Annotated in this window: 14 protein-coding genes; 10 read left to right on the top strand and 4 right to left on the bottom strand. The window is 43.2% G+C overall.

All coding sequences use genetic code 11. The features are described from left to right. Nucleotides 1-14: 14 nt before the first annotated feature. Complete coding sequence (locus tag IEW67_RS05830; protein WP_188632187.1) at nucleotides 15-635, bottom strand: glycerol-3-phosphate acyltransferase; 621 nt, start codon at nucleotides 633-635, stop codon at nucleotides 15-17. A 210-nt stretch (nucleotides 636-845) separates the two neighbouring features. On the opposite strand from IEW67_RS05830, the gene IEW67_RS05825 reads away from it, so the two are divergent. The 6 genes from IEW67_RS05825 to ehuA all read left to right on the top strand — a co-directional run bounded on the left by IEW67_RS05825 (nucleotide 846) and on the right by ehuA (nucleotide 6,277). Continuing rightward, entirely contained in the window at nucleotides 846-1,415 is a 570-nt protein-coding gene (locus tag IEW67_RS05825; RefSeq protein ID WP_188632128.1) for a M15 family metallopeptidase, read from the top strand. Nucleotides 1,416-1,520: 105 nt separating this feature from the next. Continuing rightward, entirely contained in the window at nucleotides 1,521-2,498 is a 978-nt protein-coding gene (locus tag IEW67_RS05820; RefSeq protein ID WP_188632127.1) for a ring-cleaving dioxygenase, read from the top strand. Nucleotides 2,499-3,079: 581 nt separating this feature from the next. After that, entirely contained in the window at nucleotides 3,080-3,994 is a 915-nt protein-coding gene (gene ehuB / locus IEW67_RS05815; protein ID WP_188632126.1) for an ectoine/hydroxyectoine ABC transporter substrate-binding protein EhuB, read from the top strand. A 113-nt stretch (nucleotides 3,995-4,107) separates the two neighbouring features. Continuing rightward, complete coding sequence (ehuC, locus tag IEW67_RS05810; RefSeq protein ID WP_188632125.1) at nucleotides 4,108-4,773, top strand: ectoine/hydroxyectoine ABC transporter permease subunit EhuC; 666 nt, start codon at nucleotides 4,108-4,110, stop codon at nucleotides 4,771-4,773. Continuing rightward, nucleotides 4,773-5,507 carry an ectoine/hydroxyectoine ABC transporter permease subunit EhuD gene (gene ehuD / locus IEW67_RS05805; RefSeq protein ID WP_188632124.1) on the top strand — a complete coding sequence of 245 codons (735 nt, stop codon included), beginning with the start codon at nucleotides 4,773-4,775 and terminating at the stop codon, nucleotides 5,505-5,507. Before ehuC ends, ehuD begins: the two co-directional genes overlap by 1 nt. Further along, a complete protein-coding gene (gene ehuA, locus IEW67_RS05800; protein WP_308430711.1) occupies nucleotides 5,507-6,277 on the top strand; it encodes an ectoine/hydroxyectoine ABC transporter ATP-binding protein EhuA in 771 nt (256 codons plus the stop codon). The genes ehuD and ehuA overlap by 1 nt, the downstream gene beginning before the upstream one ends. A gap of 360 nt (nucleotides 6,278-6,637) precedes the next feature. On the opposite strand, the gene murB is transcribed toward ehuA, so the two are convergent. From murB to IEW67_RS05785, 3 genes are read right to left on the bottom strand one after another with little or no spacing between them, the layout of a single operon-like run. Then, complete coding sequence (gene murB / locus IEW67_RS05795; RefSeq protein WP_373288494.1) at nucleotides 6,638-7,564, bottom strand: UDP-N-acetylmuramate dehydrogenase; 927 nt, start codon at nucleotides 7,562-7,564, stop codon at nucleotides 6,638-6,640. Nucleotides 7,565-7,571: 7 nt separating this feature from the next. Beyond that, nucleotides 7,572-8,408 (bottom strand): alpha/beta hydrolase, encoded by an 837-nt coding sequence (locus IEW67_RS05790; protein WP_188632122.1) that lies wholly within the window; start codon nucleotides 8,406-8,408, stop codon nucleotides 7,572-7,574. Nucleotides 8,409-8,434: 26 nt separating this feature from the next. Next, complete coding sequence (locus tag IEW67_RS05785) at nucleotides 8,435-8,812, bottom strand: YbaN family protein (RefSeq protein WP_188632121.1); 378 nt, start codon at nucleotides 8,810-8,812, stop codon at nucleotides 8,435-8,437. A gap of 284 nt (nucleotides 8,813-9,096) precedes the next feature. Here IEW67_RS05785 and hisZ point away from each other — a divergent pair, with 284 nt between their 5' ends. Genes hisZ through hisB form a run of 4 tightly spaced genes read left to right on the top strand, consistent with a single transcriptional unit; the run spans nucleotide 9,097 to nucleotide 12,826 of the window. Next, nucleotides 9,097-10,332, top strand: coding sequence for an ATP phosphoribosyltransferase regulatory subunit (gene hisZ, locus IEW67_RS05780; protein ID WP_188632120.1), 1,236 nt, complete (start codon nucleotides 9,097-9,099; stop codon nucleotides 10,330-10,332). Continuing rightward, the gene (hisG, locus tag IEW67_RS05775) at nucleotides 10,333-10,959 is read left to right on the top strand and encodes an ATP phosphoribosyltransferase (RefSeq protein ID WP_188632119.1); all 627 of its coding nucleotides are present in this window, start codon (nucleotides 10,333-10,335) and stop codon (nucleotides 10,957-10,959) included. Nucleotides 10,960-10,965: 6 nt separating this feature from the next. Further along, nucleotides 10,966-12,249 (top strand): histidinol dehydrogenase, encoded by a 1,284-nt coding sequence (hisD, locus tag IEW67_RS05770; RefSeq protein ID WP_188632118.1) that lies wholly within the window; start codon nucleotides 10,966-10,968, stop codon nucleotides 12,247-12,249. Further along, nucleotides 12,242-12,826, top strand: a complete 585-nt coding sequence (gene hisB / locus IEW67_RS05765; protein ID WP_188632117.1) for an imidazoleglycerol-phosphate dehydratase HisB — start codon at nucleotides 12,242-12,244, stop codon at nucleotides 12,824-12,826. Before hisD ends, hisB begins: the two co-directional genes overlap by 8 nt. The last annotated feature ends 151 nt before the right edge of the window (nucleotides 12,827-12,977 follow it).

Raw genomic sequence — 12,977 nt, 5'->3', positions numbered from 1 at the left:
GCTGTCCCTCGCTTCTACGACTCTTTTCGAAACATGCTTGATAGCCGTGTTTCTTTCTTATGAATAATACGTTTATAATTTTCCATATGTTTCACAATACTCATAATCGATAATAGCACAACAACCACCGTTGGTTCGATTCCAAAGAACAGAAACGTTGTTATCAAAAATGAGAAATACATAAAAAGGACGCCGATGACCAGATAGTCAGTTGCCAGTGCAAACAAAAGTAGAATGGCAATTCCGATCACCGCTATATTCCAATCGATTGCAAGCAGCACACCGACCAATGATGCCGTCCCTTTACCGCCGCTGAATTTCATCGTGACCGGATGATTATGCCCGACAATAATAAAGAATGCATTCATATATACCAATAATGTCTGCTCCGGTTCTGTAATACCCCAGTCCCCCAGCAAATATAACACAAGCAGTACCGATAGTGTCGCTTTAAAAATATCTATAAGTGCAACAAGAATACCATATTTCCAACCCAATAAAATCGTTGTGTTGGAGGCCCCTGAGTTTTTTACTCCTGTATTCCTGATATCAATTTTCTTATATTTGGCGACAACCTGTGAACCATGAATGCAGCCAAACAGATAACCAATCAGGCTGACAATCAGCACATACACCATATAGCTCCCCCCTTTTTAGTTTATATTATACGCAGCAACGGGTAACTTCAAGACATCATTTCAGGAAGGATGCTTTTTGCCAATTTGTATTATTCATAGCGACAGATAGCCGTTCTGCTGCAAAAATCGGCAGTATCATACAAGCTCAACTGTTTCCTATCATGTTATAATTTAAATGGAAATATCATCTCAAGGAGATTGCGACATTTGATACGCTACCGTAAAGATATAGCAGCATGGATTTTTATTATTCTATTCCTAATTATACTGTTCTACCTCTACAACCAAACAAATTCGGACAGATATATTGATAAGGGCAGCGGGGCACTTCTCTCCGAAAGCCTTGATCCGGTCGTTGCCGAAAAGACGGATAAACTTATTGAACAGGCCGCCGGCAATCAGATTGATGTTGTTATTACCGAGTCAGTAAGAAGCCATGAAGCACAGGATGCTTTATATGAACAAGGCCGCTCTGAAGACGGGAAGGTCGTTACCTATGCACAAGGTGGGGAATCCTATCACAATTACGGGCTTGCGGTCGATTATGCTTTACGTAAGCAAAATGGCACCATTACGTGGGATATGCAGTATGATGGCAACAACAATGGCAAGTCAGATTGGCTTGAAGTTGCTGATATGGCCAAAGGACTTGGGTTCGAGTGGGGTGGAGACTGGCAAAACTTTAAAGACTATTCCCATTTGCAAATGGACTTTGGCTTGAGCATCGAACAGCTTAAGCGCGGTCTCCGTCCCAAACATAAAAAATCTGAGCAGTGAGGCAATATCCTGTACAAACAGTTAAGATCGCTATACAATATATTTATACTGAATTAAATCATTTTTAATTAAGTATAAATACATCTGTGTTAAGGAGACTTGACTATGGAACTGAAAGGCATCCACCACGTATCCGCCATCACAGCAAATGCAGCTAATAACTATCATTTTTATACCAGGATTTTAGGCATGCGATTGGTCAAAAAAACGATCAACCAGGACGATCCTTCCGTCTACCATTTATTCTACGCAGACGAAATTGGCAATCCCGGCACTGATTTGACATTCTTTGAAATTCCTCGTGCAGGCACAACAAACCAAGGCCACAGCAGTATTTCCGGTACATCCCTCCGTGTGCCAAATGACGATGCACTGGGATACTGGCAAAGGCGTTTGACTGAACATGGTGTTATCCATGACGGAATCATGGAACAGGATGGCCGCCAAATCATTAATTTTCGTGACCCCGAAAATCAACGATTGACGCTTATTTCCGATGAATCAAACACAGGGCTAAGAGGCGGCAAAGTATGGGAGCACAGTCCAGTCCCCGCTGACAAAGGCATCATTGGTCTTGGACCGGTCAGACTGACAGTACAGGATCCGGCTCCGACAACCAGCGTATTGACCGATATTTTGACTTTTCGGGAAGCCCGCAGCTATCCAGCGCTTGTCAGTGGGCAGGAAGCTATTCGGGTCTTCTCAACCGGTGAAGGCGGAACTGGTGCAGAAATACATCTGGAGATACGCAATGATCTGCCACAGGAGCGGCCCGGTCGGGGAAGTGTTCATCATGTTGCCTTCCGGGTTGAGAACGAAGATGAATTGACCAAATGGAAGGATCGAATTCAGGCAGAACGCCTCCCTAATTCCGGCCTCGTGGACCGTTTCTATTTTAAATCCCTTTATTTTCGTGAACCAAATGGGATTCTGTTTGAGCTGGCAACAGACGGACCAGGGTTTTCGACGGATGAAAACGTTGATCGGCTCGGCGAATCATTGGCATTGCCACCATTATTTGAAGACAGACGTGACGAAATTGAAGCTAACTTGAATCCGCTCGATACAAAAAGACCGCGCTGATTTGCGCGGTCTTTTTGTATAACGGATTCTTCCCAATAACCTGCACGAAAAACAGCCACCTAATCTAAGAACGCTACCCCAATCAAAACAAGCAAAATGGATTAAACATGACATATTTACTGCTATTGGCTCATAGTTATCTACAATTATTCAGTTTCCATTTATCGGCCAATTCATAACTGAATTTTCTATCATAACGGAAAATTTTGAGCATACACAAGTAATACAATCTATATTAAAGCATATCATAGCATATATTAGTTCATAGTTAACATTGACGGAATTTGGATGTATATTTCAAATCATCAAAAAATATAAAGTTTGAACAGATTGTGAAATCCTTATACTATTATAGTATGATTTTTTTTAGAACTTTCCCCCACCTGCTGAATGTTCAATATCTAGTAAAAAAGTAGTGCTTTCTATCATTCTTTACTTAGAAATTGGACACGAACACTTAGCGCCTTGCCCCCACACAGGCGGACAACTTTATACAGAGAATTAAAAGTAAACGGGCTGAACGCTATACTTACCGGCGTCAATCCGATTTACACAAAACATAACGGGAGGTCATTTAGGAGATGAAAAAACTATTACTAGCTTCCATTTTCGGTATTTTCGTGCTTGTACTCGCGGCTTGCGGCGGCGGATCTGATGATGCCAGCGGCAGTGGCAGCGGGGATGGCGGAAATGGCGATTCAGACGGCGATTCAGCGCTTGAAAAAATTAAAGATTCAGGAACCGTTCAGATTGGATATGCGGACGAAAGGCCATATGGTTATAAGGAAGACGGCGAAATAAAAGGTGCATCACCCGATATCACTGCGGCCGTATTTGCAGAACTGGGCGTGGACAATGTTGAGGGTCAAATACTCAATTACGACCAGTTGATCCCTGGTTTAAACGCAGGTAAATTTGATGTTATCACATCAGGTATGGCGATTAACCCTAGCCGCTGTGAAAATGCGGACTTTGGCGAGCCGGAAATGACGTATGGGGAAGGTCTTGTTGTCCCGGAAGGTAACCCGAAGGATATTCACAGTTATAAAGATATAGCTGAGTCGGGTGCTTCTGTAGCCATTATGTCCGGTGCAACAGAAATTGAATATGTGAAAAAAGAGGGTGTGAAAGATAGCCAGATACAGAAAGTTGCAGACATTCCTGCATCGTTCTCAGCTGTTGAGTCCGGCCGTGCTGATGCTACAACCGGCACTGAAATGACCGTTAAAATGGCACTGGAATCAGCTGATAGTAACAAGCTTGAATTTGTAGACGACTTTGAGCAGCCGGATCTCGATGGTGTTCCAAGCTATGGTGCTGCTGCTTTTCATCCAGATAACGACAAATTGCGTGAAGCATATAATGAAGAACTGCAAAAGTTGATTGACGATGGAACAGTAGCTGAAATTCTGGAAGAGAACGGATTTGATCCTGAGAACAACGCACCACCGGAAGATACCACGACCGAAGAAATCTGCAGCGGTGAAAAATATTAAGCCAGGCTTAAGAATATACTTAAATATCCCTGCAATGACTCCATAGGGTCCGGCTCCCTCATCCAGGGGGTCCGACCCTATTATTTTTGAATACAAACGTATCTGAAGGAGTGATGATTATTAACGCAATTGCTGAGATATTCCCAACATTAATGCAAGGATTACGTATTACCATCGAAGTACTGCTCGGGTCCATCATTCTCGGCTATCTGATGGCTTTTGTCGCCGGACTTTGCCGATTGTCCAAAAATCCGATTATCAAATACATTACGATCTTTTATGTCGAAGTATTCCGCGGAACCTCTTTAATTGTGCAGCTATTCTGGCTTTTTTATGCCCTGCCGATTTTATTTGGAATTAGTTTGGGAAGTGACTACCTTGCAGGTGTCCTTGCAATTGCTTTAAACTACGGGGCCTACATGTCAGAAATTGTACGCGGATCGATTCTCTCTGTAGCAAAAGGACAAACAGAAGCTGCAACAGCTCTTAATATGTCCCGATTTCAGCGAATGCGTCTGGTTATTTTCCCTCAGGCTGTCCGCATGATGTTGCCCGAATTTGGCAATTACCTTATCCAGATGCTTAAAGCGACATCACTTGTCTCATTGATTGGTATGACCGATATCTTATATTACGGTGATATCCTGCGCGGCAACAACTTGTCCCAGGCACCAACTGTCTATTTCCTGATACTCGTATTCTATTTCATAATGGCGCTGCCACTCATCTGGCTGACCAGAAAAATGGAAACAGCATCAAAGAAAGGAGTGGCTAGTTAATGAATAGTGGAAATTGGCAATGGAATACATTTTTTGAAGCCTTCCCGGTTGTTGTGGAAGGGCTTGGAATTACATTAGGGTTGACTGTTGCCACTTATTTATTCGCACTCATATTCGGCTTTGTCTGGACATTACTGAGCGCCATCCGAATAACACCAATAAGGTGGCTGTTCAGATGGATTATGGAATTTATCCGCTCAACACCACCGCTTGTACAGCTGTTTTTCATTTTCTATGCATGGCCAATGGTACCGATTGTCGGATTTGCCCTGGATCCGTTCACAAGTGCCATTGTGGGCTTAGGTATTCATTTCAGTACGTATATCGGTGAGGTCTATCGTTCCGGAATTGAGGCTGTTGAAAAAGGACAATGGGAAGCAGCAAAAGCACTCAATTTTTCGACCGGGCAAAAGTGGTCTAAAATTATACTACCGCAGGCGATCCCGCCAACCATACCAATGCTTGGAAATTATTTAATCATTATGTTCAAGGAAATTCCACTGGCTTCAACAATTGGGGTTGCGGGAATATTGAACCTGGCAAACTCATATGGCTCTGCAAATTTCAGGTATTTGGAGCCGTTAACGATTGTGGCCCTCTTGTTCCTTTTATTAAGTTATCCGTCTGCCATATTGATCAACAAGCTGGAACGCAGAATGAACCGGCGTTTTGATAAAAAGGAAAAAAGCGGAAGTAAACCTCTTAAAGAAGAAAAGGAAGGAGCTGCATCGTAATGACAGAACCAATTGTACAATATCAGGATGTGCATAAATCCTTTGGTGATACCGAAGTGCTGACAGGCATTAACCTGGATATTGAACCTGCTGAAAAAGTGGCTGTCATCGGACCCAGCGGATCGGGAAAAACAACCATCATCCGCATGCTGATGACACTGGAAGAACCAACATCAGGTGACATCATTGTTGATGGCAAAAATCTATGGCATATGGAGAAAAACGGCGAGCTTGTCCCTGCTAACGAAAAACATCTGAGACAGGTACGCGGGAATATTGGAATGGTCTTTCAGCATTTTAACTTGTTTCCGCACATGACCATTCTTGATAACTGTATGTCAGCACCAATACATGTGCAGAAAGTAGATAAACAAGAGGCAAAGCAGCGATCCATTGAAATGCTGGAAAAAGTGGGGCTCGGCGATAAGCTTGATAGTTACCCGAACCAATTATCGGGCGGACAGAAGCAGCGTGTTGCGATGGCCCGTGCCCTGGTCATGCGTCCAAAAGTTATGTTGTTTGACGAAGTGACATCAGCACTCGACCCCGAACTGGTAGGAGAAGTACTGGAGGTTATCCGGGACATCGCCAATGAAGGCGAAATGGCAATGGTTCTTGTCACTCACGAAATGGAATTTGCTCGAGATATTGCTGACCGCGTCCTCTTTCTGGATAACGGCGTCATTGCTGAGGAGGGACCACCGGCTGAAGTATTGGAAAACTCCACAAACGACAGGTTGCAAAGCTTCCTGCACCGCTTCAGAACATAAAAAGTCCGGGGCAGAACTGAAGCGTTGCCCTAACGTGCACTACTGCCCGAAGTGGAAATCAATCCTGTCAATACGTCGCAGTTATGAATTGTTTGTCTAAAAACAACCATTTTTGAGCGAACAACTTAGAAAAACTCGGTATTCGCCTCGTCTTATAGCGAATGCCGAAGCGTTTCTTATAAGGTCATCCATCATTTATACTTTCTGACGTTATAAAAAATCCGAACTGATTCGAAATCTAACTGACGAATTTTGAATCACAGTTCGGATTTTTTCTAGATTCAATTCTGTTGTCCCTATCTCTTTTTATGTGTCAATCTGTTAAGTTGAGTTCAACCCAGCTCATATTAATAATATTTATCAGGCCGGATCTTCCCCAATAATCTTCACTTCGCGTTCAAGGTTTACGCCGAATTTCGCTTTCACAGTATCCTGGACGAAATGGATCAAGTTGATATACTCAGTCGCTGATGCATCATCCAAGTTAACAATAAAACCGGCATGCTTTAACGACACTTGTGCACCACCGATTTGTTTTCCCTGTAGCTTACTGTCCTGAATAAGCTTACCTGCAAAGTAACCCGGTGGACGCTTAAATACACTTCCGCACGAGGGATATTCAAGCGGTTGCTTGGACTCCCGCTTGAACGTCAGATCATCCATTATTGCTTTAATGTCGTCATATCTGCCCTCTTTCATGGAAAACCTTGCTTCCAGTACAATATACCCTTTATCTGGTATATTGCTCGAACGATATTTCAAGTCAAGTTCATCAGCCGGTAAATGAAGCAGGTTACCTGAGGCATCCACGACGATTGCACTCTCCAGCACATCTTTAATTTCACCGCCATATGCGCCGGCATTCATGAACAGTGCGCCTCCGACCGATCCGGGGATGCCGCACGCAAATTCAAGCCCTGTTAATGTATGGACCAAAGCCTTGTGCGAAGCCGTAATAATTCTGGCACCGCTTTGGGCCACAAGTTTTGTTCCCTCCACCTCTATTTTCGACAAGCGCCCTAAGTTCAAAACAATACCCCGGATCCCACCGTCTTTCACAATCATATTAGACCCATTTCCAAGCAAAGTGAACGGGATACCTTCTTTTTTAGATAGTTTCACGATCTCTTGTACCTCTACATATGTTTCAGGCGTTACATAGAAGTCAGCTCTTCCGCCAAGACGTGTATAGGTATGATTATCCAAATATTCGTCTGCCATTACATTCTCAGGGGATGTTATTTGTTTCAATTGTTCATACGTATGGTGACTTTTTATCACAAACATCAATCCTTTATTGTTCAATCTGTCCATTCTTCTTTGGATTTAAAAAGGAATAAACCATTTTATCAACCCGGGTATCTTCATGCAACTCGCTATGACCCAATGTATAATCATGAATCATCACATAATCCAATTGAGGTTCTAAGACAATATTTTTTATTGTGCCAACACTTTGCGGAACGGCTACGGAATCACCTGTACTTCCAATACTCAGCACTTTTAATTGTTCTGGTATAACATCTTTATTCAAATGAAGCTTTTTTAGTGCTTCGGAATCAGGCTTCAGATCTTCAGCAGCAGGATCCTGGTGGATACGAAAGTAGTCTTCATTATATATCCCATCAAAAGGGACGCCGATGGTAACTAATTTATTTACTTTTGGATATACCCTTTCATTTTGGTATGTCTCAATAAAATCCATCGTGACAAGGCCACCCATTGAATGCCCCACCAAATTAACCGTGTTGAACTGGAATGTTTCCTTCATATGTTCCAGCAGTTTTGCAAGCCAAGCTGATGTATCTTGGATGCTGGCTCGATTATTTTCGAAAATAACGTGGACGAGTATCGGGGCAGTTACGTTTTCCTTCCCGTAAACGTTTACGTCCAGATTGCCTGACGACGAAACACTGTATACCAATGCCCGCTGACCCCATCCGTATTTATCTTCAAAGCGGTTCAGCATATTTCCGAATGAATTTTTGGTCCCTTTATAGCCATGTACAAATACGGTTGCATTGTTGATCTGACCTTCTGACTTTGTCTTTCCCGGAACATACAGCCAGCTAATAGTACAGATAATCAAAGAAAGTAACACAATTATACTGATAACATGTTTCTTTTGCATACACAAATCTACCCCACTTGATTCTACTACCCGTTTTGCAGTGTTTTCTGTTTGAGAATAAACCACGTGAAATAGGCGCCGATGCCCGCCAATAATAATTTTATCGGCAGAAGCGGCACGACAAAAAGAATTGTAAAGCTCATGGCCAGCCATAGAGTCGACACGCCAATTACCTTTGCTCGTAATGGAATCCCATTGCCATCACGATAATTCTGGATATAGGACCCAAAATACTTGTTCGTAATCAACCAGTTATATAACTTTTCCGAGCTTCTGACATAACAGGCAGCTGCCAACAACAAGAAAGGTGTTGTTGGTAAAAGCGGGAGAACAATCCCCAGCACACCCAGCACCAATGAGATGGTCCCGGCTATCATTAGCAATACCATTTTTAACTGTTTCATATGGAACACCAGCTGTAAAGTTTTATAACAAAGCATATCTCTGTTTATTATAGCATTTACTTGGCTGTTATGCCTTAATGTTTATGGAATTTGTTTGACATTTTAGAGTGCGTACGCTCAATGAACAAGACAACTTTTGTAAAAATGGTTGTGCAGAATCCCTTCTTTCATAATAACTCCATTTTTTCGGTTGACATTTGCTCCATTGTTGGCTAAAATATCAGTTAACTTTAATTAGATAAATCGATAAAGTAATAAAGCGGATACTTGATTGGAGTTTTTGTATGCAACCGTATTTAACAGGTAATGGGCATAGCTTGAGTCAAACTGATTATCAGCTGCAGAGCAATCTGGTGACAGCAATAAAGAAACGTTTCCGCACTTACGGCTATTTGGAAACCGGGACGAGTACATTCCAAAATTATGATATGTACACATCCATGATCGGAACAGTCCGCAAACATAATATGATTAAAACGATCGATCCTTCAGGCGATGTGCTTGTTTTACGCCCTGATATGACTATACCTATTGCACGACAAATGGCAAATGAAAAAACACCTTACCGCAGACTCTTTTATGTGCAGAGTGTTTTCCGGCAGCTTAAGGACGAGACGAGCCCCAAGGAGTTTACCCAGGCCGGCGTAGAATGTTTTGGTGAAAATACGCCTGAAAATGATGCCGAGACAATCGCTCTGTCCGTTCATATATTGCAGGATTTGCAGTTTAATCAATTCAAAATTGAAATTGGCCATGCCGGTTTTTTTAAAGATTTGATTAATGAACTGCCATTATCACCGGGAGAGCTGGAAAAGCTGCAGGAGCTGATTCAGTCAAAAAATCTGGTGGAAATTCGCCCGTTTTTGGAAAGCCTATCTGTGGAAGAACCAATCATTAAAGCAATTGAATCAATCCCTTTATTATATGGAGATCCGCTAATCGTCATTGAGAAAGCTTCAACCATTACGATGAATAGCAAAATGAAGCAGACAATTGCGTACCTGAAAAAGGTTTATGCTCTACTGGAGGATTATGGCATTGAAAACGCCATTGTTTTCGATCTTGGTTTGATTAACCACATGGACTACTACTCCGGGGTTATTTTTCAAGGATATATCACTGGCTACAGTAAGCCCGTCCTGATGGGCGGAAGATATAATGGTCTCGCTGAACAATTCGGTGCTGACATCCCGGCTATCGGATTCGGCTGTATTATTGATCATTTGCTGAACGCTAAAAAAGAAACAACTCCAATCGAACAATTAGATGAGACAATTGAACTGGTAATCTACTACGATATAAGCAGAAGCACTGTTGCACTTTCGGCTGCCAATCGGCTTCGGAATGCAGGTTATCAGGTGCTGACACAGAATGCTGATAACAAAAGAGACATTCCGGCGACATTCACTGTACGATTCACAGACGATCAGTTCCTGCTTGTCGACCGGCGAAATCACATGACATTTCAGAGCATCGATGATTTGGAAAACTTGCTGGAAACAGAAATGAGGGATAATTGAGTGGAGATGATTACGTTAGCTCTGGCAAAAGGACGAACAGCAGATGATTCGATTAAACTTCTGGAAAAGGCGGGTGTTTATTTCGATGACTTAAGCCATAAATCCAGAAAACTGGTTTTCTATGATAATACCCATCAGGTCAAATTAATTTTCGTGAAGGCTGTTGATGTCCCAACCTATGTCGAAAATGGTGCAGCAGATATCGGTATTGCCGGAAAAGACAATATCATGGAAGCCCAAGCAGATATTTATGAAATACTCGATCTGAAACTTGGCCAATGCAAATTTGCCGTTGCCGGTTTCAGTCATGAACAGCAGACCAATGGCAATGTGCTGACAGTAGCCTCCAAATACCCGGTAGTCGCAAAAACCCATTTCCGCAAAAAAAATATACCGGTTGAAACTATTAAATTGAATGGATCGGTCGAGCTTGCACCCATCATCGGATTAGCAGATGTGATTGTAGATATTGTGGAAACGGGAAATACCATCAAAGAAAACGGTCTGACAATTCTTGAAGAACTTGATTCGGTCAGCACCAGATTAATCGTCAATAAAGCAAGTTTCACCACAAAATCCGAAAGCGTGCATGCATTTATCAATACGCTACAAACTGGTTTGGAGTGACACGGAATGAAGCTTACAACAGCCGACCAATTTTTAAAAGAACGGCAAAACCCGACAGAAGAGACCGACAACAGCCAGCTGGACCAAACCGTATTAAATATCATTTCCAAGGTGAAGCAAACGGGAGACAAAGCTTTACTGGATATGACCGAAAAATTCGATGGCGTCAGAATGGATGACATATCTGTTTCTGAGGCGGAATTTGCAGAGGCACAGGAAGCCGTCAGTGATGAATTTACAGTGGCCATACAAACAGCCCGTAAAAATATCACGGCATTTCATACTAACCAACAGGAACAATCTTGGTTTATCAATCAGACCGGCGGCATTACACTTGGACAGAAAGTGACACCTATCGAACGGGTCGGAGTTTATATACCAGGTGGAAAAGCTGCCTACCCTTCTTCCGTCCTGATGACTATCATTCCAGCAAAACTAGCAGGTGTGAATGAGATCATTATGACCACACCGCCTGACAGCGATGGCAAAATCAGTCCGTATGTGCTTGCAGCCGCTGAAGAAGCCGGTGTTGATAAAGTGTATAAAGCCGGCGGAGCACAGGCAATTGCAGCACTGGCTTATGGCACTGAAACGATTGGCAAAGTCTTTAAAATTGTCGGACCCGGGAACGCTTATGTTGCCCGTGCCAAAAAGTGGGTCTTTGGCGATGTGGCAATTGATATGATTGCGGGACCAAGCGAAATTTGCATCATTGCAGATGAAACGGCTCAAGCCCGATTCGTGGCGGCAGACTTACTATCCCAAGCAGAACATGACGAGCAAGCACGCCCTTTGCTCATAACAACATGCAGACACATAGCTCAAGCTGTAAAAGCCGAACTATCCCGGCAAACAGAACGATTGGAACGCAAATCCGTCATTCAGCAGTCACTCGCCCAAAACGGACGCATCATACTGGCTGATACGCTTCATGAAGCTCTTGATGTTGCCAACCAAATAGCCCCGGAACATTTGCAGCTGATGATCCGGCAGCCATTCGAAAATCTTGCTAATATTACAAATGCCGGAGCGATTTTCCTGGGCGATTATTCACCTGAACCGCTTGGTGACTATGCCGCCGGACCGAATCACACCTTACCGACCAGTGGTACAGCGGCCTTTTCCTCACCACTTGGTATCTATGATTTTGTCAAAAAATCAAGTGTGATCCATTATTCGGAATCAGCACTCCATGCGATTTCACAGGATATTATAGCCATTGCCAATACAGAAGGACTCACAGCTCATGCTAATTCAATCCAAATCAGAAAGGATGAGGACGATGCGTAGCGCCACAACCAACCGTAAAACAGCTGAAACAGCCATATCAGCAGAACTTGAACTGGACGGCAAAGGGATGTCACAAGTTAAGACAGGGATTGGTTTTTTCGATCACATGCTGACACTGATGGCCAAACACGGGCTATTTGACCTGATGCTTAACTGTAACGGTGATCTTGAAGTTGACCAGCATCATTCCGTTGAAGATACAGGGATTGTTTTAGGGCAGGCTTTCAAGAAGGCACTTGGCGATAAAGCAGGCATCACCCGTTATGCAACCATTACCACTCCAATGGATGAGGCTCTCTCGTTCATTTCTGTCGATATTAGTGGACGCCCCTATCTCGTGTACCACGTTGACGGTCTAAAAGATAAGATCGGTTCATTTGATACCGAGCTAGCTAAAGAGTTTTTCCAGGCATTCGCCATTCATGCCGGCATGACAATCCATATTAATCTGGCGTATGGGGAAAATAGCCACCATATCATCGAGTCGATTTTCAAAGGATTTGGTCGTGCACTCGATCAGGCTGTATCCCTGAATGACAGAATCGATGGGATCCCATCGACAAAAGGATCACTATAGTAACACTAGGGATCTGACATCAGGTTGGCCTTCTCGCACGAGTTGGTGGCCTTCTCGCACGAGTTGGTGGCCTTCTCGCACGAGTTGGTGGCCTTCTCGCACGAGTTGGTGGCCTTCTCGCACGAGTTGGTGGCCTTCTCGCACGAGTTGG

This window comes from Lentibacillus kapialis, assembly GCF_014646635.1.
In the GTDB taxonomy this organism is placed as follows: domain Bacteria; phylum Bacillota; class Bacilli; order Bacillales; family Amphibacillaceae; genus Lentibacillus; species Lentibacillus kapialis.
Note: the sequence above shows the minus strand (reverse complement) of the source record. Positions and strands in the feature narration are given on the sequence as shown.

Bases quoted from the DNA above. Each gene is read 5' to 3' on its own strand.
- ehuC (WP_188632125.1), top strand. From the start codon at position 4,108: ATGATTATTAACGCAATTGCTGAGATATTCCCAACATTAATGCAAGGA.
- hisB (WP_188632117.1), top strand. From the start codon at position 12,242: ATGCGTAGCGCCACAACCAACCGTAAAACAGCTGAAACAGCCATATCA.
- ehuA (WP_308430711.1), top strand. From the start codon at position 5,507: ATGACAGAACCAATTGTACAATATCAGGATGTGCATAAATCCTTTGGT.
- murB (WP_373288494.1), bottom strand. From the start codon at position 7,564: ATGTTTGTGATAAAAAGTCACCATACGTATGAACAATTGAAACAAATA.
- hisD (WP_188632118.1), top strand. From the start codon at position 10,966: ATGAAGCTTACAACAGCCGACCAATTTTTAAAAGAACGGCAAAACCCG.
- hisZ (WP_188632120.1), top strand. From the start codon at position 9,097: ATGCAACCGTATTTAACAGGTAATGGGCATAGCTTGAGTCAAACTGAT.
- IEW67_RS05820 (WP_188632127.1), top strand. From the start codon at position 1,521: ATGGAACTGAAAGGCATCCACCACGTATCCGCCATCACAGCAAATGCA.
- ehuD (WP_188632124.1), top strand. From the start codon at position 4,773: ATGAATAGTGGAAATTGGCAATGGAATACATTTTTTGAAGCCTTCCCG.
- IEW67_RS05785 (WP_188632121.1), bottom strand. From the start codon at position 8,812: ATGAAACAGTTAAAAATGGTATTGCTAATGATAGCCGGGACCATCTCA.
- ehuB (WP_188632126.1), top strand. From the start codon at position 3,080: ATGAAAAAACTATTACTAGCTTCCATTTTCGGTATTTTCGTGCTTGTA.
- IEW67_RS05790 (WP_188632122.1), bottom strand. From the start codon at position 8,408: ATGCAAAAGAAACATGTTATCAGTATAATTGTGTTACTTTCTTTGATT.